Origin of the sequence: Fibrobacter sp. (assembly GCF_045131395.1) — a bacterium.
In the GTDB taxonomy this organism is placed as follows: Bacteria; Fibrobacterota; Fibrobacteria; order Fibrobacterales; family Fibrobacteraceae; genus Fibrobacter.
The window spans coordinates 67,997-91,409 of sequence record NZ_JBGUQY010000004.1; the positions used below are offsets into that span (position 1 = coordinate 67,997).

A 23,413-nucleotide genomic window follows, 5' to 3' on the forward strand; every position below is an offset into this window, starting at 1 on the left:
TTTTTTTGCAAAAAATACAATTTGACTTGACAGAGCCGAAGTCATGATCGCAGCGGGATGATAATATAGAGCTGTTGGAAGAGCTGCAAGGTGTTATTTCTCCCTATTTATCTCCACCCACTCTCTCAGGTATTTGAAAGGAAACGGAACAACTGTCAATTGCCCGTTTCTCACGAATTCAACGCTCATGAGCGAAAGAAGCTTTTCGAAGAGAATAGGCTCTCCTTCGTAAACCTGAACTTCCCGGACATTGACTGCTCGCGGAATTGCTAATGACGGATTCTTATCTTTTCTACCAACGCAGTAATATGTTTTACCGCAGTCTTCAAACATCTTGATGTTCATACAACCTGAATAGTATTCTTCAAAGGTTGCTGCTCGCTTGATGTTTGTTTCTCCGTTATCAACTTTTTCTTTGATTGTTGCAAAATCGGGGAGAGTAAACTTGTCGGATCCGCGAATCACGCTTATGTTTCCAGCGCTATCGCGAATGATGCCCTCTGCAGGAGCTTCTTTGGACCTTTTATCCACTTGGGCTCGTTCAAAAATGTCTATGCATTTTTGATATTCCTCGTGGTTGAATGCATCATGTTCGAGTTCGGTAATTTTAAAGGTCCCGTCTGGATTGATGTCCATGAAATAATATCGATGGAATTTTGTGCCAGTAATCTTATCTGCATAACCGAAAGTAATGGCCTCTGCCAGATTTGTTTTTGTCCAATCAAAAAGCGTGATTTGCTGATTTTGCAAATCTTTTTTGATTAACGCATTTTGGATGATTGTTGAAATGGATTCCTCCAAACTTTGCATGCCATTTTGAAGAGTGATGTGCTGAATTGAGATTCCATCAATCTTTTTATTGTGCGGATCTGGTTCTCCTGTGCTTTCGTAATATTCAGGTTCGTGAATTAAGCTGATGTTGATTCCTTCTTTATCAGGGCGTTTGCCAATGGAAGATTCCAAATGATACTTGTCCTTGATTGCCTTCTGAATCCTTTTGCATTCATTCTTTGAATCATATTTTTCGTCATCGATTTCGTCAAGAATCTTGATAGAAACGTTGCTAAGCGCTCTTTCGATTGCTGCTTTATTCTCTTTTTCAACATCTTTTGAAAAATTATAGGATTTGTAATCTTCAATAGAGACAAAATCAACATGAATCAAACTACAATAATCCTGATTGAATTTCTCTACAATATTTGCAAGCATTCCCATTTTACTCTCTGGGAAAGACGTGGCTGGCCACAGTTTAATAAAAGGAATATTGACTTTAGAATTGCCTGGAGAACCAATTACAAAAACCTGCGATGTATCACTATCGTTTTTCCGACGCATGGTATTGTTGCCTAAATAAACATATTGAGGCTTATCGAAAATTTTAGCCATTGCTTCGTTGCTTTCTGCCTTTTTGACGGTTAACTTTAAATCAGAAAATGTGCAGACAGGTAATGACAAGGTGTTCTGCCAGTTCACCTTTACATCTAATGTCGGAATTTTCCAAATGACATTTTTTGTCCGCTTAATCCACTTGGGATGAAAACAATAAAGATGTCCACCAACATTGTTGTAGCTGAGTTTGGGATGCTCGGAACGGAATAATCCGTTAAAAAATAGTTGAACTAAACGATGGTCTCTTTCAACATCTTCCGAAGAGACTTGATTACAAGAAAGATAATCTGCATCTTTGCTTTTATCCTTTGCCGTTTTGATACGGTCAAGATTATTCTCATCCTTATTCATCATGACATAGACTTTTTTACCGCCATGGAATTGTACGGCTCGGATGGATTTGTCCGTGACTAAGTCATCAAGGAGAGATGCGTTGAATTCAAAGTACTTGTCTTTTCGGGTTTCTGCAATCTCAAAGAAATCAAACTTTTCATCAATTTTCTGATGATTGATATCCGCGATAACTCTATTGATTTTAAACGGCGCATTCATTGATAACCTCCTTGATTTTGGTAATTGCTTGGATGTTCTCGATGACGATGTCATCGGTTTTGGTAAGGATTGACGGAATTACAAGAAGGACGATTCCGTCTTCGTTTCTACAATCAATCTTGTACTTGTCTTCGGCAAGGATATTTGCCACTATTACAAGTTTCGCATCAATCTCTTTTGCTTTCTTGAGAATCTTTGTTCGAGTTTCTTTTTGATTTAAGTCAAAGGATTCGTTCCAGTTTTTGAAATCCACGTAAATGGGTTTATCAACAATCTGGAAATCAAACTTTTCAAAAATGTCTGCTTGATCAATTTCCTTTAATTCGCAACCTACTAGCTTCTTGAACAAGTATTCTCCAGCAACTTCGCCAAGCATGCCTTTATAGATATTGCTCCAGAGGGGGGGGGACATCAAATACTCATTGGGCTTGAATTCTTTTGCGTAACCCTGGTCATCAAAGAACTTTGCCAATGGCTCGTATTTCATAATAGAATCAAGTTTTGCTTTAGATTCGGAAAGTTCTCTGAACCCCTTTGCGGGAGTAAAGGAAATTTCAATGTCCTGAAAATCACTCTTTTCCTTGAAATAGAGTTTGTTTGCGAGTTCAGGAACTCTGATATAGTAGTTGGCGCCTACATCGGACTTTTCTGCTTCTACTACAGAAAGTGTGGGACTCTTTATTACGAAATCGCGAATTTTCTTCCACTTATCCATGGTGTGCTTGGACCAATTAGATTCCAACATGAATTCAATGTCGCGGAATGTCTTGTAAGATCTTGTAACAGCAGCATTGTGCAAGGTGTCTTCGAAATTGTCCTTAATATTTTCTTCCTGGAGTTCCGCGTCCTTCTTAATTCTATCAACAAGAGCTACAAATTCCTTGTTATAGAAACCGCCGTTAATAACAGATGTATCAATGGCGTCTCCAATAGCCTTGTCTGCGAAAATGTATATATCCTTACTTTTCCAGCCGGTTCTGCAAATTCGACCCACGGCTTGAATAATCATTCTAGTTGCGAAGAGTTTGACGCTCTTTTTGTCATAGAGTTTTGAACAATCTTCCTCTGCCGTGTTCTTGTCTTTTTTACCGCCCATAATGCAACGAAAGGCTTTCTTGATGTTTTCTGCGACTTCGTTGCGTGAAATTTCGCCTTTTTCCTGCATGAATTCTGTCTGAAAAATGGATTTCGCAAAATCGGAATCCTTCAAGCCGCCAATAAGATTAACAAGCATGTGGGTTGGCTTGTCAAGGTAAATGGCGTCAAAGTCTTTTTCCAATTTGGTTCTATACTTATCCACGTTGATAAGAGAATCCTTTTGACTTTCATCGAATCCATATTGGAGATTTTGTCCTGCACCGATTGTTTGATAAGCTGATATGACAAATAGTTTTTTGCAGTTGCGTAATCTTTCGGTAATGGATTTTTTGGTATCATCATAATCATGGCCTGTCAAAAGAACGATTGCGTCTTTGTTGAAGTCGAGATTATTGTCATCAGCTACATATTCAAAGAGTTGGTATAATAAATCAAGGTTGAGGTGCTCATCTTTGACTTTGGGATGTTTTGTGAGAACACACAGAAACGATTTAATGTTGTCATGCAGAATGAAATTCTTGTAGGCGCTACAAATTCTCAGATAGCGTGTAGCATCGAAGTCTGAACACTGGGCTTGTGCAATGGAATTATTGGCGTAACTTTCAAATTCACTATTGTTGAAAACGCCAAGTCCGTCTAACAATTCGGCATGGATATTCACCTTGTTATACTTGGACCAATTTGCATAACATTCATCCTTGATGCGTTGCTTTGTCTCTTTAGAGAGATAGTGGAAATCTTCGCCGAGTTGAGATCTAAAAAAACTCAGGTCATAGTTGCCAATAACAGAGGGCAATGTTGCCGTTGCGGAAACTCCGATAACCTTAGCCTTTTTGCTGATTTGCAGAATGTACTTTTCGGGTGTTGCTGAAAATTCGCAAAGCTTGATTACCGATTGCATGTCATGGCTTTGCTCATCTTCAAAGGCGTAGTAACGGAACCCTTTTGTGTGGATGGTTGTGTCAATTTCCACCTTGTCAAAATTTTTGTTCTGGTTACTAGTGTTATCCATGACTCTAGAGAGCAAATAGTTGTGCTGATCCTCGCGTAAATGGAATAAGTCAAGCACGGAGCGAATAGCTTCTTCTTGGGTTATTTCGCTTGTTGCATCTCGTTCTTTTTTTAATTGACGATAGTTGGTAGCCAGACGGTCAACAAACTTTTGGAATCGAGAAAGGAACTGCTTGATGTCATGGAGCAATGGTTGGATGGTTTGCTCTTTTTTAGGAATGTCTTCGGTAAATCGAATTTTATTTAGCCTTGTGGACTTGTCTGGAGATACCGCCACGAACTTTTTGTTGTTATCAAGAACAGACAAATAACGGTAATCCTGGAACAGAAAATTCTTTCCATTTTCTTCTGCCGAAGATTCTGTACGGTGGCTAAACTGTAGCTTGTATTTCTTGAAAATTTCAGTAGACTTTTCACTCATGTCCTTGAATTGTTTTTCAAGAGAAATTCCCTTGCTATAGTATTGCTGCCAAATCATAGATGGCGTTGTCAGATCATTCTGGAATTCATTGATTTGGAATGCGGAGTGAATGACCTTGAACAATTCCAGGAAATTGATTCTATTGTTCAGCCCTTCCGTAATAATTTGGTCCAGCAGGGTTTCTTTGGAGGCGTCAAATTCATCAATAAAAACGATGGCTTTGTCGAGGATTTTATTGTTGATGAACTCATAAGAAGGCTCGATGATGGTTGTGTTCTTGGTGAAGAACTTATTCACACTCATGAATAAAATGCGTTTTCTGCTAGTAAAAATAGCTGGGTAGAGTTTGCCCACCCATTTCCATTTATCATCAATTTCAATGGCTCTGAGCCTTTCCTTGGCGGTTTTGAATTGCTTTTTGAGCATTCCCTGGATCATTTTGCGAAATTTCGGCTCGGTTCTTTCGCGAAACTCTTTGCTGAGAGATTCCTTGGCCAATTGTCCCTTGATGTTGTGGAGAAGGTCTCTTTGACTTTTTAGGTTGAAATATTCTGGTGTTCTTAGGATACTCGGGGGGATTATTTCCTCAAAGTCTTCGGTCAATTTTTCTAAAACGCAGTCTTCGTTGGAATCGATTTGAAGAAAATCTGCGTCAAAGGCGTTCTTTTTGCCATTTTTCACGAATTTTTCGTATAATTCCTCTGTAGGGAGGTTCTTTTTAAGGTTCGTGATAAAGAAGAAAGTCTTGTTTTCGTTCTGTGGTTTGTCATATTCCTGGCAAATGTACTCAAGAACGGCATGGGTCTTGCCCGATCCTGTGGGCATATCCACCAGCAATAAACCTGTATTTTCGCCTTTTTCGCAGAAATCTTTGATAGAGTTGAACATGGATTCTCCTATTTAACGCAATAAAAATTAAATTATAATTGCGACGGATTCTGTCGCAATGGATGGCTATTTTTCAGGTTCGTAAGGGGTACCTATGGCAGATATTCAAAAGAATGAACGAATCATCCAACTGTTGGTGGAATTATTGAAACGTCCGAAGAAGGCGTTTACGATTACTGAACTATTGCAGGCGATAGACCTTCCCAAAACGCAACGTCGTAATGTTCAACGCGATATGGTTTCGTTGATGACTTTGCCAGGTAATTTGGTTGTGTGCGATGGCCATGGTACTCGCAAAACGTATCGAACAGGATTGAATGTTCTTGATAAGCTGTCATTGCCGAATTTTGAAGATGTGATGTTTCAGTTCGTTTTTTTGCAAAATATTGCTAATATTTACCCAGGCACCGCAGATCTTATTGAGGAACTTGTGGATAAGATTCAGAGTAATCTTCCTCGATTAGAACAGGATAAATTGAAAGATGCTTATAAGGATATTCATTCCAGGGTTTTCTTTGTAGGTGGCTATCGGAAAATCGATGATGAGGCTGGGGAGAAGTTGCATACCATTTTATTGGCGCTTCGCAATCGACATGAATTATCAACGCTTTACAAAACATCTGGCGGTGAGACGAAAAAAGGGAATCGTATTCCCGTTGGAATTGCGATGTTTCAGGGAGAGATTTATATTGCTTGCGTTCGTCGCAATGATCCTAGGGCTGTTTATACAATCAAGTTGAATCGAATTATTTCGGTTGAACCGACAAAAGTTCCCTTTGTAGAAAATCCTGAAACCAGAATTGTTCTAGAGAGCATGGTAAAAGATTTCTCTTTGTTCAACAAACAGGATAACTGCGTTGAAAAAATTCATCTTACATTTCCTCTCGGGAAAAGAGATTTTGTTGAGGATAATCCCTTCCATTCATCTATGCGCATCAGGGAAGGAAAGAAATTTCTACATGTCACAATGCATGTAAACGTAACCCTCCAACTGAAACAGTGGCTGCTTTTTCATACCGAAAATGGGGTTACAGTTATAAAACCGGAACATTTGCGAAAGGAACTCCTGAAAATAGGGCTGGAGATTGCGGAAAAGTATGGGTAAGGTCTGTTTCCCAAACTGATGGGATTAAATTCTCAAACGAAATTAACTCTTCAAACATCATTTACGAATGTCTATCAAACTGTGGTGCAAAAGTGCCATGACTTTCCGGCTCTGTCAAGCCAATCCGTATAAAAAGTAGGTGCTAGCAAACTTTTCTTGATTTGTAAGCCCCTAGAAAACTGCATTTTCACTTCAAAATCGCCATATTTAGGTAGTTTTTAGGTTTCGGCGCCGCAGCATAACCACAGCCAAAAAATAGCCGTACGACCAGACTTGACAGAGCCGAGGCTAAAACCGCAGCAGAACCGCAGTTTTTTGGAAAACTTACCGCAGCCATATAAAAAGGCTTGACAGAGCCCCACAAAAATTGCATTTATGTGTACATAAGGCCCTTCGGAGTGGGTTAGCAAGGTAAAAAAATGAACTTTACGAGACATCATGCAATCGTTACATTGGCAATAGGCCTTTTCTGCTTGGCTTCGTGTGGAGACAATTCGTCCAGCGAAGGTCCGGTCGCTTCCGCCGAGGATACGGGTACGCATTCCTCTTCCGAGGAATTCCTGTTATCAAGCAGCGATGATTCCAATTGGGGCAGTTCGTCTTCGGTAGAGGAATCCAGCAGTTCAATTGAGCCAAATAGTTCTAGCGAACTTGTCGAGTCCGTTGAATCGAGCAGTTCAAGCGAATCGCCCGTTGTGAGCAGCAGTAGCAAAAGTCTGGAAGGCGTTGTCTGGTATGTTGTCGGCGACAGTTTCAGTGCGGGCGATTTCGAAGGACTCGACCCCAAGCCCACCATCAAGGAAGGAAAATACGCCGGGAAGCCTCCCGTATACTCTTACCTGATCGGAAACCGGACCGGCTGCGACGTGCGTAATATCTCCGCGGGCGGAACCACCATCTGCTATTACGATACCTATGGCTTCACCAAGCCGGAAAACGGAATCATGTACCGGACGAATTTTTCGGACGCCGACATCATTACCATCTATTACGGAATCAATGACTCGCACAACCGCATTCCTATCGGGAACATAGATGACATGGACCCGACTACATTCTACGGGGCATTCAACGTGGCACTCGATTACCTGACGAAGAACTACCCGAAGGCAAAGATCGGGATTATCGTTTCGAATGGTTGCGATACCGAGGATTACCCCGAGGCGACAGAACAGATAGCCATCAAGTGGGAATTGCCCTACCTTGACCTGGATGGCGGCGTGAACGGTATTACGATGCTGCGCTCCAGTTCCAGGAACCCGACTCCCGACGCAGAGAAAACGGAAATCCTTAAACAGCAATGGGTGCACGAGCACAACTGGCACCCGAACGAATACGCCCACGAACTCGAAAGCCATTTCATCGAGGAATGGCTCCTGACGCTCCTTTAGTTTGTGTGCGGAAAACTAGAACATCACGCGATAGTGGATTAGTTTCTCATAGTGGCGGCCCTTGAGGTCGCGAAAGCCCTTGCGGGCGGGCGTCACGCCATCAGGTGTCTTTTGTGGCACGATGCGGGCCGTTCCAGAAGATGATTCGGCGAAGGATCTGCTCGAAAGACCGTATTCAAACGCGCCGAGGTCGGGCGCATCGCCCACAAACGGGAATCCGAGATCTTCGCCCTTGTCGATGGCGCGGCTCCCCTTCTTGAGTTTCAAGAAATCTACATAGGGCAAACTACCATCAGCATTGCGTGGGCCAAGCATTCCCGGAATTGTAGAGAGGTCCTTGCCGGTCACGGTCATGCTCGGGTCATCGAGACTCACAAAGTCATCTTCCGTCAAGTCCAAATCAAGATTCCAGGTGTTATTTTCGCCCGCCGGACAATCCACATAATGGTCGATATTCTGGCTCGAAATTTTCTCCCAGCACGTTCCGATTTGCGAAACCTTGTTCGGGAAGGCGATGTTGTTCTTGAGTACGTGCGCCTTGTCGCCCGTCAACGGGACCACTTCGGCAATGCGAGTCCGTTCATCTTCAGCGTAAAGTGTCGACGCCATGGTGTAGGCTCGGTCTCCGTTATTGTAAGCAGTGTTGTTTGTCCAGGTGCTACCGACACTAGTGTAGTTCGCATAGAATCCGGAGGCCACGTTGTTCCAGGCGACGCAATTCCTGATAGTGTGTCGTCCCTTGTCATTTCGGCTGTATCCCATCTTGAACCCATTGCCATTCACGTTAGGCGGTTTGCTTGTCCCGTAATGGATATAGCCGTTCCCCATGGCGTAACTGTTTTCTACGACTACGGGAAATTCCTGGGCAAGTACATCAAAGCCGTCGTCGCTGTTCCACCAGGCGCGGCATCCGTAGAACTTGGTGGTGTCGCCATCGAACTGATAATGCACGCCAAAACCGTCGGCATTCTCGCCATCGCCCTGGCGTCCTGTAGGGTCATAGTTGTCGTGGGAGTCGCAGTTCAAAAAGAGATGCCCACCGCCGCCCGATGCGCCATCGTGCACAAAGAATCCCGGGCCCGCATTGTGGTGGCTTTCAATCTGCTCCAAGATGATGTGCTTGCTCACAAAGACAAAAACGCCGGAGTTTGAGTTGTGCACCATGGGAGTGTTGCGAACCTCGAAGCCCTTCAGGTGCAGGTATTTCGCCTCGACTACGATAGGCGATGTATACAGGATGCTGTCGATGGAGCCGTCATGGCTATATGCAATTCCAACCGGGAGATTGGTCGCATCAAAAATCGGACGCTCACCCGGATAGGCAAAGTAATGAATGCGGTTGTCGTCGCTTTCGCCGCTTGCCGTCAAATGGATGGCAGCAGTCATCTTGTATCTCGGGACATAGACGGTATCTTTCAGGTCGTAGATGCCGCCGCGGATCCAGACGGTATCACCCGCATGCACTACGGCATTCGCCTTGTTGAGCGTCGCGAAGGGCTTGTCCTTTGTACCCGCAGCACTGTCGCTTCCGTCGGTCGCTACGTAGTACACGGCACCGAACGCCTGTGCCGCCAAGGCAAGCGCAAACGCGAAAGTGAACCTCTTATCCATAAACACCTCAAGTATATGCTTGTAATATACTCTTTTTCGCAATGATTACTTGACATTTTTCCACAAAAGGCTCTGTCAAGTTATGCCGTATGGCTGCGAACCTGCTGCGATAGATGGATCGCCCAAAACAGCCAAAAAACAGTGTTCAGGACGCCGAAAAACAGCTTCCGGGGGCTTACGAAATGAAAAAACTTTGCTATACCGGAATATATGTATGAATTGACTTGACAGAGCCAACCTAGGAAGCTAGTCAGGCCCTTTTGTATCGCTGAAGTCATGCTTCGGCTGTCAAAATGAAAATTCTTGCACGAAAGCTACGCCTCTAGAACTACTTCAAAATCACGTTTTTCACACTAACTAGATAAATTTACCAAAGTTCGTAAGTATAGCCTTCAAAACTGAAATACGAGAAATTTTGCAATGAGTCAGGAATATCTATTCGGGACCTGCAATGCAAATTGCAATCCGCCGACAATTGGGATTCCGCCAAATTCACAGATAACGTATCGCCAGAACGTTCAAACGACAAATTGGCATTGGCGCCACAATATTTATCTTGCCAATACTCAATTTGAACAGAACCGTCACCACCTTCAATCGGAAGGGCCTTTTTGAGACTATCCGCCCCCTTTTTCAACAACACCTCTGTCCGCGCCAGACATTCGTAAATCGTAATGGTCGGAACTTTCTTATTAGTCCTTGTTTCGGCCTCCCTAGTAGAATCCAAGTCTACTTGAACAGGCGGCTCACAAGAAATCATTATAACACTTGGCGGGGGGCACACTCCCGACTCCCGTGTATGAGTTCTTACAACATTACCGTTTTCTATGTAGACCGTATCTGGACAACAGGCTCCAGGATTATAGTAGACGCCATCAGACGAGTAAGCATCCGCCCATGGATAAGCAAATGACGAAGAGGATTTCTGAGATTCACCTGACTGCGGGATTGCGCCCGCACTAGACTGCGGACTCGCACTTGATGCAGGAATTTCACCAGCACTTGACGAAGATTTCGAGTCGGACGTTATAATCCCAGGATCTTCGCTGACAGCCGAAGGCGAGCTCGATTTGTCATCAGAGCAAGCCGAAAATAGAATTACAAGACAAAACAGCGCCCCAAGCGCAGTCCATATTTTCTTCTTCATATTCCTCCCTCCCCAATGGGGTTACCCCTAATATATAAAAAACAGGCTCCCCGAATTAACGAATCGTTAATGGAGAGCCCGCTAATAAAATACTAGATTCCGCATTCCTTGAGCGCAGAAAGGGAGCCGGATGAATAGGCCCTCTTGATGCATTCCGCAATGGAGTCCACCAGGTCCTGGACGTCCTGGGGAATTTCAATTTGCGGGTCGTCGTCGTCACCTTCTTGGGCCGCCGTATTCGCCTTGAGGATAGAATCAGCAACCGCCTGTGCAATGGAATCCGCAACAGCCTGGGCGATGGAGTCGGCAATAGCCCGTTCCTTCTCCCTGCGTTTTTCGGCATCTTTGTATACCTTCGCAGAAACGCGGTTCAATTCAACGCCGTTCTTGCTTACGACCTTGACAAGGCCATCATGGATTCCGTAATAGAACGCAGAAACGCTACAAAAGTTGGAATCGTTTTTTGACGCATCAAACTTCAGGACATCGTAATACGTGGAATCGCCGACCTTGAGGGAATCCTCCATTGTCAACGTGTAGCCGTCTTGCGTCGCCGGGAACACCGGTTCGTTGAAATAGATTTTTCGGTCATGGCTCGGGTGGCACGAAACCACAATGGAACCATCGTCATCATTGAGAAGCGTCTGCAGCTCGATATCTATGGCAGACGCCAGCGCCTTGGCGGAGTATACCAGCTTAGGATGGTCCTCTTTACCGAAATCGGCAGACTGGTTCAATTTATCCACAAACTTGACGGAATCCGCCAGGTAGATGACAGAATCCTTGCTGAAACCTTTTTTACCATTCAATAAAACCTGGACGCCACCAACAGGCTCGATCTTGTAGACTTCGCTACTGCTGTCACCGCCGCAGGCCCAAAGAAGCGCTCCAGCTGCAAGGAGAATCAGTTTTTTCATCATTAGTCCTCCTCATTGATAGCGATGTAACTACCGTCTTCCAATTCGATTTTCAAAATACCTTTCTTTTCCTGGTAATAGAGCTTGGCGTCTGTCGGGACACTCTTACCTTGAGAACCATTCTGCAAAACACCGTTGCTTACGGCAACACCTGTATAGGTGACTCCGTTGACTTCCAGGGTATCGATATAGGACGAGTCAGATTCTCCAAGCGCAATGGGGTTCTTGAGGGTAAAGAGGTACTGTCCGAAACGGACATCCACCGCATCACGATTCAACTTGTCCTTTTCATCAAAGTAGAAGGAGGGGGCAACTGCAGAGACCGAAATGGAATAGATGGGATAGGCCGATTCCAGCAACGTGTACATACACCTTAAGCAGCTGGTTTCCTCAATGTACTTATCCTTACTGACAACCGTTAAAGAAAACAGGTAACCGTCCGAATGCTTGAACGGAATCGTCTTGCCTTCTTTGTAACTTCCAAAGCTTGCTTGAAAGCCTTCAAACTCCGCCACGTCTCCACACTTCTGGCTGTAAGTGGGCGGCGCATCATCAACCTCGCCACAGCCACAGAACAGCCCTAGGGAAGCGATCAAGGAAACAAGAATTTTAGAATAAAGTTTTCTCATATAAGACAATGTACATTTTTTGGGCTTACGCCGGGGCCCTTAATGAGACTATGGCCATGCTGGGCCGCCTCCAGCTCAATTTTTTGGCTAATGCTATTCACCACCGACTCCACGTGGGTAATGATTCCAAGCATTTTGCCCTCCCGTTGCTGGCTCCTGAGGCAATTCATCACATCTTCCAAGGTTACGTCGTCCAAAGTACCAAAGCCCTCGTCCATGAACAAGGATTCCACGCGGACATTGCGGCTGGCAAAATCGGCAATTCCAAGCGCCAGGGAAAGACTTACCAGGAACTTTTCGCCACCGGAAAGGTTCGAAATTCCGCGATTATGGTCAAATTCCGCATCTTCCACCTCAAAGCCCAGGTTACCCTTCGCCACCAGCCTAAAGCGATCCTTGATAATCGCCAAGTGCCTGTTCGCCAACTTAAGCAACGACTTGAATGTCAGCCCCTGCACGAAGGTGGCAAAATCGCTGCCGTCCTTGACCCCGAAGAAGTCGGCCATTACATCCCAGCGGGCCAATGCTGCCTTCTTGGTATCAAGGTCCTTTTCCAGCAACTGCAACTGAGCCTGGTTCTGCTTATAGCTCTTGACATTGGCCTGGGCGGCACCGGCTTTCTGCTGCCAAGCAGTCAAGTCATCTTCCAGCTTTTTCTTTTCATCAAGGAGCGTCTGGAGCGGTGTATCGTCGGAACGTTCCGACTTGATTTTCTCAAGACTGTCAAGGGCTTCCTGGCGCAAGCGGGTCGCCGAAGCAAGAGATTCGTCCACCAGTTTCTTTTGAGCCTGCAGCCTGGCAAATTCAGCCTCCGGCATAGATGCAGACAAGTAATCAGCCTCGCCCGCAAATTCTTTTGCCTTGAGGGCATTTTCAAAATTGGCAGACGCAGATTTCATTCCTTCTGCAGTCTTCGCGAGGGATTCCGTAAGAGAGTCGATTTTCGTCTTGAGCTCGTTGCAGGCGTTTTCTGCAACACGGAGAGCATTGCCGGCGGTTTCATAGGCAGTCACCGCCGTATTTTTCTTGCCATTCGCCGCGGTCCATTCGGCATCTACATTCTTGTCGCCGAACTTTTCCCTTCGTGCGAGAGCCATCTTTTGCAAATCCGAGAAAGCCTTGTCAAACGCCTCGGTTTCGGCATCCAGATTCGCCTTAGCCTGAGCCACTTTGTCGTTATAAAGGGTTTCGTTGTTATGGGCAAGATCCAGCTTGCTCATAAGCGATTCCAAATCAAACTGATTCCTTTCAAAAGTCTGCAAGCGCTGACGCAGTTCATTCAAAACCGCCGAGGCCGTATCAAGGCTGAATTCCGCCCAAGGCTTCCACAATTCGGCAATCTGATTGACGGCATCACGCTTTTGATCGGTCAGGGAACCGATCGCTTCAGTGGCCGCATTTTCTGCGGTCTTGGCGCGAGTCTTTGCGATTTCGCACTGATTCAAGGCGGAATCCACTTTCTGCATTCTACCGTTGAGTTCGCGGATTTTTTCGGCCACATTCACGGCACCGGATTCATTTACCGAAACATTTTCCGATTGCTTGCAAGCCGGATGTTCCCTGGAGCCACATACCGGGCAAGGAGCGCCTTCTACCAGATGTTTCTGAATGACATCGGCAAGCACCAATACATCATTTTCAAACAACTTCTGCTGTTCCAGGAGCAGTCCCTGCTTGGCTTCGGACTGCAACTTGAAAACATCTTCGGCCTTTTCATAATCCTTGATTGCCGCATTTTTAGCCTTTTCCGCATCAAGAATTTGTCCTTCAAAATCACGAATTTGCCTTGCAAGGGTTTCGCTCTGGGGAATAATCCCGCGCAGCTCTACATCCTTGGCGTTCGCTTCTTGAATCGCCTTAAGTTCACCGACTTTCGGTTCCAGCGTGAGGATATCGTTTTTAGCCTTCTTGAATTCACCTTCGGCACTGGCCAATTCCTGCGCCGCTTTTTCCTTGCGCATCTTGGCGTCTGCCACAAGCTTCTGCGAGCTTTTCAGGTTTTCATCCAACTTGCGGATTTCATTCCAAACCGGTTCATTTTCTGCAATGAACTGCTCCGCCGCCGCCTTTTCTTCTTCGGCTATTTTCTTTTGGGCGGTAGCCTTATTCATTTTTTCCGAAGCATCAGGAAGGCATGCCTGCAGCCGCTTCAAGACATTTTCGTCGGCAGCTTTGCGGTCGCGAAGACCCTTCAATTCCGTATAAAGGGACACGCATTCCCTGGCCTTCTCGGCACGGGCAAGATAAATTTCGCTTTCGGCAAAGTCCGACTTACCCTGTTTTGCCTTGGCCAGTTCCCCTTCGACCCTATTCATACGATCCAGGGCGTTATCCAAGGAATTTCGCCAGGTAATTTTCGATTCCAGTTCCAGCCTTTTTGCAGAAAAGCCCTTTTCCTTTTCTGCAAATTCAGCCAGCAAGGCCTCGTCGGCAGCGATTTCTTCTGCCTTGGGCATGGCGCTATTCAACGTGTCAAATGCGGTCTGCGCACTATCCTTTGCGGACCTGGCTTCGCTCCTGTGGTCCCCCACCTTTTTTCCGATGCGGCGATACCTTTCCGTTCCATTCAGTTTTTCAAGGATGTCGGCACGTTCCCTTTCGTTACTCATCAAGAACTTGCTGAATTCTCCTTGAGCCAGCATAATGGAGCGACAGAACTGGGAATAATCCAACTGAATTATTTCGGCATTGGCCTTACCCAGTTCACCGTTCGCCCCCGTCCTTCCGCTGAACAGCTTCTGTTGCGGATTGTCTACGGGATAGATTTCGCCCTGAGCCGGTTGCAAGTTTCCGTTCGCCTTGTCATGGGCACGACGCTGGTTCCATTCCGAAACAAAGGTTCCCTTTTTACAGCGGTACGTCACCCGCGCAAAGCAGTTCCCCTTATCCGATGTCATCACCGCATTGCCGTCATTGCCGTTATAGACCAAGCCCTGGCGAGGCGTCGCCCCGTAAAGGGCCAACGTAATCGCGTCGAGGATACTGGTCTTACCCATACCCGTCTTTCCGCTAATGACAAAAAGGCTATGGTCCAACTCGCTATAGGAAGGATCCGTAAAATCGATACACCATTCACCGGCAAGGCTATTGATATTTTCGAATTCGACTTTCAAAATCTTCATGCTTACGCCTCCTCGCCTTTTACTTCTTCAACAACCTGCCTAAATAGCGGGAGATAATTTTCGAAGTCCTTCTTGATGTCATCATTCATTTCGGTTACACCGAGTTTGCTCATCAAAAGACGCCTAAAGATTTCTTCGTCATCCAAGACATCCACCGATTCGAGGGTTTCATCCGAGAAACTTTCAGCCCCCAAAGAGGCGGCACGATTCACCTTCCAGCTCACCACCTCAAAGGCAGCATTTTCGAGCACGCCAGAAAGGGCCTCGTGAACGTTTACGCCCGAAGTATAGTCGTAGACAATTTCAATTTTAAGGGGCTTTTCCGTAGGATTTTTCTTTAAAAGTTTCAGTTGTTCCTTTATGCCATCAATGGGACCCGAAACCCGCTTAAAGCTGTAATACTGTGGCGTTTCCAGTTTTTCTACGGCAGGGGCCACGCCCGGCTGCAAATCCACCAGCAAAACGTGGTGAGCCCTTTCGGCCTCATCAAACCCCAGCACAAAGGGGGATCCGGAATAACGGACCTTCGGATTTTTAGCCACCATGGTGGTATAATGGATATGCCCCAGGGCCACGTAGTCAAAACCCTCCGGAAAAACCGACACCGGAATGGTACCCAGATTGCCCACAATGTCCCGCATGCCGTGTTCCCTGGCATCGCTACCGTTATCGTTATCGGGGCGGCCTTCCAGCTGGGCCGCATACAGGTGGCCCGTAGCCAGAAGCGGAACCGATCGACCGCCGCGAACCTTTTCGGCAGCCTCGTAAACCGTATTATAAAGCCCCTTGAACGTATTTTGGGCAAAATCACCATTGTCTTCGGTCTTGAAGCGGCGCAACTCCATTTCGCGCACGTAAGGGACGGCGGCACAGACACCAACCACATTGCCCGAGCTGTCCTTCAATTCCTTGACCAGTTCTTCGACCGGGCGGTCTCCAAGGGAGCCCACCATCTGGATATTGAGAGCCTCCAGCAAATCCCGCGGGGCATCCAGCAAGGCGCCAGAATCATGGTTACCGCCCACCAACACGATATTTTTACAGCAGGTATCCAGCAAAGAGGCCAAAAAACGGAAATAAAGGCGGCGAGCCTCCACAGAGGGGTTCGTCGTATCGAAAATATCGCCCGCCACCACAAGGCATTCCGCCCCAAATTCTACAATACGTTCCTTGAGCCAATTCAGGAACAGTTTGGATTCTTCTAACCTATCGATGTCGTGCATCGAATTGCCTAAATGCCAGTCGGCGGTGTGTATCAATTTCATATTCCAAATATACTATCGCAAACTTGACACTAAATGTCAAATCAAAAAATCACCCCTTTAAAAAAATACAAATTACATACACAAACGTTCACTAAAACATACCTTTCACTTTCATAGGGACACATCCACAATTCCGTCGTCAAACACCGTCATACAGAAAACGGCTTAAGTCGTTGACAGACAACGAATTACACGTTTATTTTCAAAAATTTTCCAGACTAGAATCCGCGTATTTTCTATAATTATGGGCAAGTTGATCAAGAGACCGACGACATTTTTTGGAACAGCCGCCTTCGCCACGGCTGTTGTTGGCGCCATTGCCCTTGGCGTCTGGTCTCTGCATGCACTTTTGGAACGGTTCCTGTCCACACCGCATACCATTGCAGGGATAACCATTAGCCCCTATGGCCACAGGATGGACGACCTTCTCACCCATCACTTCGACTCCATTCGGGTTTCCCTCGAAGGCACCGACCTGAAAGTCGCAAATCCCAATCTCGAGATAACCTTGTTGGGAGAACCCAAGGGTATCAACCTGCAATCGGATTCGGTCATTGCCGAGATCAAGATTCCAGAAGAAAGCACCACGGAGAAGAAATCCGGAGAAATTCCCCAGTTCCCGGAAAAGCTGAAATTCCCGCTACCCGTACAGGTTGACGTCAAGGAAGCCCGGGTGGCCCTTTCAGATGGCAAGAGATGGCAAGCCAGCAACGTGCATCTAGAAAACCGCGGAGAAAGAGCCCTCTCGGTCAGGGCGAACAATATCAGCGGCGACTACATTTCGACACCGGCCAACTTCAAGCTCGACGCCGACTTCAGCAACGACATTATCAAGGTATCCGGCAAAGTCAAGACACCTAAGGATTCCGTGGTCTTGAACGTGGAAGCCCCCAAAAACAACCTGGGACGCATCAAGACCAAAACAGACCTGACCATCGACAATCCAAAAGACTGGATTCCGGCTGAGCTCCCCGCCGCCGTCCCCACAATCGGAAAGGTCAAGGTGAGCGCCAATGCCAATATCGACTTGCAAAAGAACCGCACCACCTATAACGCCCACATCAAGACCCGCGTAGGAGCCTTCTGGCCGCTCCTGGCCGAAAATGTGACCGTGGACCTTTCCGGCGACATGAACAACATCGAAGCCGATGTCTTGCTGCAAAACGACGAAGGCGGAAGCATCCAGCTCAACGGAACCCTGGACAAAGAAATGAACGCCTTCTTTAGCGGCCGCGTAAAGCACATGAGCGCCCAGTTCGGTCCCCAGATGATGCCGCTTGACATGGAAATCAGATCGGGCGAACTCTACGACAAGGAGCTCACCGTTTCTGTCGAAACAAGGCAAGGCACCTTGGTGGACGCCAACATCAACTTCAAGGATTCCCTCTCCCTCACCTTTACCGGAGACATTTCGCCTTACGAACCATGGGCCCTAGACTGGACTCAGGGCAACCTGACCCTGGGCGCCCGTTCTAAAGCCTACGGATCTTTTGACGGACGTTCCCTCAAGATTCTCGCCAAGATCAATTCCATCATCAACGCCTACCACATTACCGCCGACTCCCTGCAAGTCATGCTGGCCATCAACAGCAAGGGTATCGATTTCTCCAACGGCACCATCTACACTCCCAACGAGACCTTCGATTTTGACGGCGACGTGAAATGGAACGACGAGCACCCCCATACCTCGTGGAATGTCAGACAGCAACACGGCGGCAAGGCTTCGGCCTACATCCATATCGGCGATACCATCGCCCTCGATGTAGAAGCGGACAAGGTTATCTTCGAGACCATCCCCTTCTCGGACATCAAGCTCGGTAGAAACATCCGCGGAATGGTGAGCGGAGAATGGCACCACGACTTCGACAACCGCGTCGGAAAACTGGACCTTGCCGTAGATGGCGGCATGGACGCCTTCAACGTGAACCTGGAGACATCGATCCGCGCAGACGGCGATACCATGTTCATCGACAACTTTAAGGCGATCCACAACAAGAACTCCGTAACCGCCGCCACCGTATTCATCTTGCCCAACGACTCCAACCCAGACTTCAAGCCCACCACCTTCTTGCCGATACAAGTCCTGTACGCCAACATCTCGTCCCATGAATTCAGCATTCCCCTTTTGCTAGAAGGCTTTAACGATAGTACTCTGACCTCGGGTATGCTGAACGGCGACCTGACCTACAACCAGGGCAACAAGCTTATCGGAAACCTGAACTTTACCGACATCAATTTCCGAAAGATTCCGCCGGACCTGTTCAACATCCGCAAGCTGAACATCTTTGCCGAAAACGACAAGATCGAGCTGAACTCCTATTTGGACATCGGCGGCGGTGGCTGGACCGGCAACACCCAGATCATTATCGACAACGTCTTTAGCGACAAGCGACATGTCAGCTTCTCTCACGGTAGCGACAACGGCGGCACACTCTGGGCCGAGGGCTTTATCGACAATGACTTCGTGTTCAAGGGAACTGTAGACGCCAACGGTTCCTGGTACATTCCCAAGACCGTCAGCGAAATCAAGAACACCGACCTGCACATCGACATTTCCGCAGAACTTAGGAAGGGCCTTACCGGCATAACTGCAGACATCAGCCTTGATTCTACCATTTACGAACCGCCCAAGACCAAGGTGCAGTTCCCCATTTACATGCGCGGCCATATAGAAAACGGCTTACTCAACATTTACGAAGGCAGGACCCGAAACGAAAACGATGAAGTTATTTCGGGTACGTTGCAGTTCAACCTCGACAGCATGAGGTTGGATTCCATCAACGTGCATTCGGACAGGTATTCCATCAAGACCGCCTCCCATTACCTTGTGCTCGAAGACATCAACAGTACCATGACCGACAGCGAAGAGGAACTGCTGATTACCGCCAACATTCCCAAGATTTCGTACAAGTTCAACAATTCCCTCTACGGAGAGGCCGAAGCCATTGCCCGCGGAAACATCGGCTTCAGCATTCCCCACAGTCAAGAAGGTATCATCAAGAACAACACCATTACGGGCGATATTTCTATCGACAAGATGGTATTCTACAGAGAAGTGGATATCGACGTGACGCCAACAGCTCTCGACAAGTACCTGACCATGTTCAACAACTTTGTGGCCAAGTTGCGCAAGAGCGGAAACCAGGAAGAAAAGCTTTCGGCATCAAGCCCCATCAACCTTTCCATGCACATCAGCGATTCGCAGATGGACTCCGTCGCTATCGTGACGCCGTTTGCCACCTTCCCCTTCACCGTAGACATCAGGGTGCTGGGCAACACCGCAAGGCCGCTTTTACGCGGAGACATTACCAACACCAACACGGGCTTTATCGGTGTCAAGGACATTTACGAATTCGAACTCAATTCCTTCATGATTTCATGGAACGACGTTCCGTGGCAAAAGGGAACCGTAGACGTCACCAGCAGCCAGGAACTCCCCTACTGCTCCGAAACCAACGAAACGGACAAAGAAACCTGCCCCATCAACCTGGACTTGCAAGGAACCATTTCGAACCTGCAAGCCAAACCGTCGTCTAACTGCGGTACAGAAGCTTCTACCGCAGCCATTTACTACAACATTTTGCTCGGATGTATCGCAGAAGACAATGGCGAAGAAGCAGACTGGAACAAAATTGCCGGCAAGGCCATCGGAAAGGTGATTACCACAACGGCAAACAAGACCCTGGGCGGCGACTACATCGGCGATATCGACATGAAGGTGATGTTCTTTGACAACAACACGACCAGCGACAAGGATTCCAGCTATTTCAAGATCCCGATTTCCCTGGACCGCTGGGTAAAGAACCTGAGCTTGATTTTCGGCTACACCCAGGACCAGAGCGAAAGCCCCACCTACGATCAATCCTTCCAGTTCGGCGTCAACTACACGTTGCCGGTATTCCAGGAAGACGTCTACTCTCATGAGAACCACCTGTCGCCCACCCTGTACCTGAACGGCATGCTGACATCTAAGCAATACTTGACCAGCACTGGGGCCGGAAGCAACGACCGTCTAGAAAAGAACATCGGTGTCAACTATGTGTACCGATTCTGGAACCCCTGTCTACTGGGCATTGGACGATGCGAATCCATTGCGCCGTCTTTAAAGCAAAAGGAGGATTCTAAATGAAAAAGATCCTACTCCTTCTTTTAGCCCTGACCTTCTTTAGCTTTGCCGAAGAAGACAAACACCCTTGGTACCTGGACATCAAGGGCAACAAGGCGTTTTCGAATTACCAGCTAGAAGAACAGCTTGACATTCCCGAAGAATTCGGTAAAATGGATACCACCAAGCAAGACTTCATGATGCGCCTTTCCCTTGAAAACATCAAGGCCCTTTACTACTCCCGCGGTTACTACAGCCTCAGCCTTACCATGGACATCCAGCGTAACTATGTCGCCCAGGACAGTTGCATTCGCGGCTACTACATTACCATTCGCGACGGCGAGCGTTACCGATTTAACGGCGCAAAGCTGATTGTACCCGAAGACCGCAAGGTTGAAATCGACGTATCCAAGTTAAACATCGCCCAAGACCACCTCTACAACCAAGAAGACATCGCCGAAGACATGGAAGATATCCAAAAGGCATACCGCCGCGAAGGATACCTGCACACCACCCTTTCTTCCATCGAAAGAATCGATACCACGCAAAAGAAAATCTATGTGGAAATCACCATCGACCCCGGCGCAAAGGTCGTCATGGGCAACATGGTCTCTTATAGCCACCGAACCAAGGACAAGCGGAACCACAACATCGCCGTTACAGAAACGGGGCTTACGGATACGGCTTGGCTTTCGAGCCTGTGGCGAATTCCCGAAGGCGAAATCATTGACGGTAACCAGTACAACACCTTCAGGAACAAGCTTTTCTCCACGCAGCTGTTTACCCAGATCAAGATGAGCGATTCCCTCCGGGAAGACGGACTTTCGGACGTTTACCTGAACGTGACCGAACGCGTACCCGGCGAAATGCGCTACGGGTTCTTCTTTGAAGAAATTTATGGATTCGGCGCCCAGGCCTCGGCCAGGCACAAGAACTTCTTCGGAAGGCTCCACGAATTTTCGACCAGCGCCCAGATTGCCCAGCACAAACAGGAAGCATCTATCGGTTACGCAAACCCGCTCCTGTTCGGAACCTCCTTCAGCTTTATTCCTACGGCTATCCGCTTTGAAGACCGCTTTACGCTGAACCATGAAAAAATCAACCCGCCGGCCTACCCAGACAGTCTCGAAGAACGCTACGAAATCATCAACCGTGCAGACTTGACCTTCGGCATTACAAAGCATATCCGTTTCCGCGGAACATTCGATACCCGATACGTGAACAAGAACGAAGACAAGCTCTTCAAAATCAAAGGCGAAACCGCCCTCACGTTCGACTACACCGATGACTACTTCAATCCGACAACGGGTATCCGACTGGCCCCCACATTGGGTGCCGGCACAAACTGGAGAGCCAACATCCAGAACCTGACCATGGTGGGCGACCCCTACTCTTACGGTGAAATGACCGTCAACCTTTACCATCCCCTATTCTGGACGTTTAACGGAGCCGTTAGCGGAAGCGTGGGTAAGTTCTTCGCAAAGGCTCTTGAAGACGATGCCAGAATCTTTTACCAGGGCGGTACACGTTCCGTACGCGGTTACAGATTCCGCAGTATTTTTGCAAGCGATACGACCTACGAAAACACCACCGACAGCGACGGCAACGATGTCATCGACACCGTCATCAACACCGGCCTCACACCGCTTTATTTCAGATTCAACGAAGAAATCCGCTGGACATTGCCGTGGAAATCCTGGCAACGCTGGCAAATCGTGCAATTCTACGACTGGGCAAAAGTCACCGATAGCGAAAACTCTAAATACATCGAAAAAGAACGGGAAAGTTTTGGCTTCGGTATCCGTTACCGCTGGCAGTTCTTGACATTCCGTCTGGATTATGCGTTCAAGAAGGACTTGAACAACTGGAACATGGAAAGCTTCGGTTGGGGCAGATTCGCCTTCGACCTGTCGCAGACATTCTAAACCGTTTCGCGGTATAATTTCGAAAGACCAGCCTGCGCGCGGGCGACCTCTGCAGAGATTCCTGCAGCAGCAAGGGCGTCGCGGACTTGTTCAAGCGACACTCCTACAGGAGCGTCAATCTTGAATGTCGCGGAACTCGCAGCGATATCGGCCACTCGCCCGCTCTTCAGGACTTGTCCGCGGTCAATGATGGCGTAGTCGGTGGCTTCTTCTTCCATTTCGGCGAGAATGTGGGAGCACACGATGGCAGTACCGCCCTCATTTTTGCGCCAGTCGGCTAGAAGCGCCCACACGGCTTCGCGGGCCATGGGGTCCAAGTTTGCCACCGGTTCGTCCAAAATCAAGAGCTTGGGAGACGGCGCCATGGCACGCAGCAATTGCACCTTCTGACGGTTACCTAGCGAAAGCTTGCCCATGCGCGTATCAAGACTCGGGAGTTCCAGCTTTTGAGCTAGCAAGGCAATGCGCTCGCGGGCAGCGGATTCATTCCACTCGGGGTTGTGCGCTGCATAAAAGCCCACAAAATAATCCACATATTCCGCAATCGAAAGCTTCGGGTAAACGCCCGGATTTTCCAGCAAAATTCCGCAAGCACATGGGTCGAGAAAACCATTCTTGCCTCGCAAATTCTCAGCGATATCAAGCGTCCCCGCAAACTTCGCAAAACGCCCGCACAAGAGTCGCAAAAGCGTCGTCTTTCCGGCACCATTGGGGCCCAGCAATGCAAAGAACGAACCCTCGGGAATTTCGAGATTCACCGAAGACAGCGCATCTACGCTGGCTCGCGGATAGCGGAAAGTCACATCTTGCACTTTGATGATTGCCATAAATGAGAAT

13 protein-coding genes are annotated in these 23,413 nt (G+C 47.5%); 4 read left to right on the forward strand and 9 right to left on the reverse strand.

Going from position 1 to position 23,413, the window contains the following annotated elements; translation table 11 throughout:
- Positions 1–93: 93 nt before the first annotated feature.
- Positions 94–1,941, reverse strand: coding sequence for a hypothetical protein (locus ACJMNB_RS02645; protein ID WP_405338715.1), 1,848 nt, complete (start codon positions 1,939–1,941; stop codon positions 94–96).
- A complete protein-coding gene (locus ACJMNB_RS02650; protein WP_405338717.1) occupies positions 1,925–5,359 on the reverse strand; it encodes a hypothetical protein in 3,435 nt (1,144 codons plus the stop codon). Before ACJMNB_RS02650 ends, ACJMNB_RS02645 begins: the two co-directional genes overlap by 17 nt.
- 94 nt (positions 5,360–5,453) lie before the next feature.
- Between ACJMNB_RS02650 and ACJMNB_RS02655 the strand changes: the two genes are divergently transcribed.
- Positions 5,454–6,464: a helix-turn-helix transcriptional regulator gene (locus tag ACJMNB_RS02655; RefSeq protein WP_405338719.1), complete on the forward strand. Its 1,011-nt coding sequence runs from the start codon at positions 5,454–5,456 to the stop codon at positions 6,462–6,464.
- Positions 6,465–6,883: 419 nt separating this feature from the next.
- Positions 6,884–7,855, forward strand: coding sequence for a hypothetical protein (locus ACJMNB_RS02660; protein ID WP_405338721.1), 972 nt, complete (start codon positions 6,884–6,886; stop codon positions 7,853–7,855).
- A 15-nt stretch (positions 7,856–7,870) separates the two neighbouring features.
- Here the strand turns inward: ACJMNB_RS02660 and ACJMNB_RS02665 are convergent, their stop codons facing one another.
- From ACJMNB_RS02665 to sbcD, 6 genes are all read right to left on the reverse strand, one after another.
- Positions 7,871–9,466, reverse strand: coding sequence for a right-handed parallel beta-helix repeat-containing protein (locus ACJMNB_RS02665; RefSeq protein WP_405338723.1), 1,596 nt, complete (start codon positions 9,464–9,466; stop codon positions 7,871–7,873).
- A gap of 367 nt (positions 9,467–9,833) precedes the next feature.
- On the reverse strand, positions 9,834–10,613 hold the full coding sequence (locus tag ACJMNB_RS02670) for a hypothetical protein (RefSeq protein ID WP_405338725.1): 780 nt from the start codon (positions 10,611–10,613) through the stop codon (positions 9,834–9,836).
- A 92-nt stretch (positions 10,614–10,705) separates the two neighbouring features.
- On the reverse strand, positions 10,706–11,533 hold the full coding sequence (locus ACJMNB_RS02675; protein WP_405338727.1) for a hypothetical protein: 828 nt from the start codon (positions 11,531–11,533) through the stop codon (positions 10,706–10,708).
- The gene (locus ACJMNB_RS02680) at positions 11,533–12,159 is read right to left on the reverse strand and encodes a hypothetical protein (protein ID WP_405338728.1); all 627 of its coding nucleotides are present in this window, start codon (positions 12,157–12,159) and stop codon (positions 11,533–11,535) included. Before ACJMNB_RS02680 ends, ACJMNB_RS02675 begins: the two co-directional genes overlap by 1 nt.
- On the reverse strand, positions 12,156–15,281 hold the full coding sequence (locus ACJMNB_RS02685) for an AAA family ATPase (RefSeq protein WP_405338730.1): 3,126 nt from the start codon (positions 15,279–15,281) through the stop codon (positions 12,156–12,158). The genes ACJMNB_RS02680 and ACJMNB_RS02685 overlap by 4 nt, the downstream gene beginning before the upstream one ends.
- 2 nt (positions 15,282–15,283) lie before the next feature.
- Positions 15,284–16,546, reverse strand: a complete 1,263-nt coding sequence (gene sbcD, locus ACJMNB_RS02690) for an exonuclease subunit SbcD (RefSeq protein WP_405338732.1) — start codon at positions 16,544–16,546, stop codon at positions 15,284–15,286.
- Positions 16,547–16,790: 244 nt separating this feature from the next.
- On the opposite strand from sbcD, the gene ACJMNB_RS02695 reads away from it, so the two are divergent.
- Both ACJMNB_RS02695 and ACJMNB_RS02700 read left to right on the forward strand, forming a co-directional pair.
- Positions 16,791–20,675, forward strand: coding sequence for a hypothetical protein (locus tag ACJMNB_RS02695; RefSeq protein ID WP_405338734.1), 3,885 nt, complete (start codon positions 16,791–16,793; stop codon positions 20,673–20,675).
- Positions 20,672–22,576 carry a BamA/TamA family outer membrane protein gene (locus ACJMNB_RS02700; protein WP_405338736.1) on the forward strand — a complete coding sequence of 635 codons (1,905 nt, stop codon included), beginning with the start codon at positions 20,672–20,674 and terminating at the stop codon, positions 22,574–22,576. Before ACJMNB_RS02695 ends, ACJMNB_RS02700 begins: the two co-directional genes overlap by 4 nt.
- Here ACJMNB_RS02700 and ACJMNB_RS02705 read toward each other — a convergent pair.
- Positions 22,573–23,403: an ABC transporter ATP-binding protein gene (locus ACJMNB_RS02705; RefSeq protein ID WP_405338738.1), complete on the reverse strand. Its 831-nt coding sequence runs from the start codon at positions 23,401–23,403 to the stop codon at positions 22,573–22,575. The two genes, ACJMNB_RS02700 and ACJMNB_RS02705, sit on opposite strands and share 4 nt — an antisense overlap.
- Between the last annotated feature and the right edge of the window lie 10 nt (positions 23,404–23,413).

Excerpts from the sequence above, each read along its gene's own strand:
- ACJMNB_RS02645 (WP_405338715.1), bottom strand. The coding sequence starts at position 1,941 with ATGAATGCGCCGTTTAAAATCAATAGAGTTATCGCGGATATCAATCAT.
- ACJMNB_RS02650 (WP_405338717.1), bottom strand. The coding sequence starts at position 5,359 with ATGTTCAACTCTATCAAAGATTTCTGCGAAAAAGGCGAAAATACAGGT.
- ACJMNB_RS02655 (WP_405338719.1), top strand. The coding sequence starts at position 5,454 with ATGGCAGATATTCAAAAGAATGAACGAATCATCCAACTGTTGGTGGAA.
- ACJMNB_RS02660 (WP_405338721.1), top strand. The coding sequence starts at position 6,884 with ATGAACTTTACGAGACATCATGCAATCGTTACATTGGCAATAGGCCTT.
- ACJMNB_RS02665 (WP_405338723.1), bottom strand. The coding sequence starts at position 9,466 with ATGGATAAGAGGTTCACTTTCGCGTTTGCGCTTGCCTTGGCGGCACAG.
- ACJMNB_RS02670 (WP_405338725.1), bottom strand. The coding sequence starts at position 10,613 with ATGAAGAAGAAAATATGGACTGCGCTTGGGGCGCTGTTTTGTCTTGTA.
- ACJMNB_RS02675 (WP_405338727.1), bottom strand. The coding sequence starts at position 11,533 with ATGATGAAAAAACTGATTCTCCTTGCAGCTGGAGCGCTTCTTTGGGCC.
- ACJMNB_RS02680 (WP_405338728.1), bottom strand. The coding sequence starts at position 12,159 with ATGAGAAAACTTTATTCTAAAATTCTTGTTTCCTTGATCGCTTCCCTA.
- ACJMNB_RS02685 (WP_405338730.1), bottom strand. The coding sequence starts at position 15,281 with ATGAAGATTTTGAAAGTCGAATTCGAAAATATCAATAGCCTTGCCGGT.
- sbcD (WP_405338732.1), bottom strand. The coding sequence starts at position 16,546 with ATGAAATTGATACACACCGCCGACTGGCATTTAGGCAATTCGATGCAC.
- ACJMNB_RS02695 (WP_405338734.1), top strand. The coding sequence starts at position 16,791 with ATGGGCAAGTTGATCAAGAGACCGACGACATTTTTTGGAACAGCCGCC.
- ACJMNB_RS02700 (WP_405338736.1), top strand. The coding sequence starts at position 20,672 with ATGAAAAAGATCCTACTCCTTCTTTTAGCCCTGACCTTCTTTAGCTTT.
- ACJMNB_RS02705 (WP_405338738.1), bottom strand. The coding sequence starts at position 23,403 with ATGGCAATCATCAAAGTGCAAGATGTGACTTTCCGCTATCCGCGAGCC.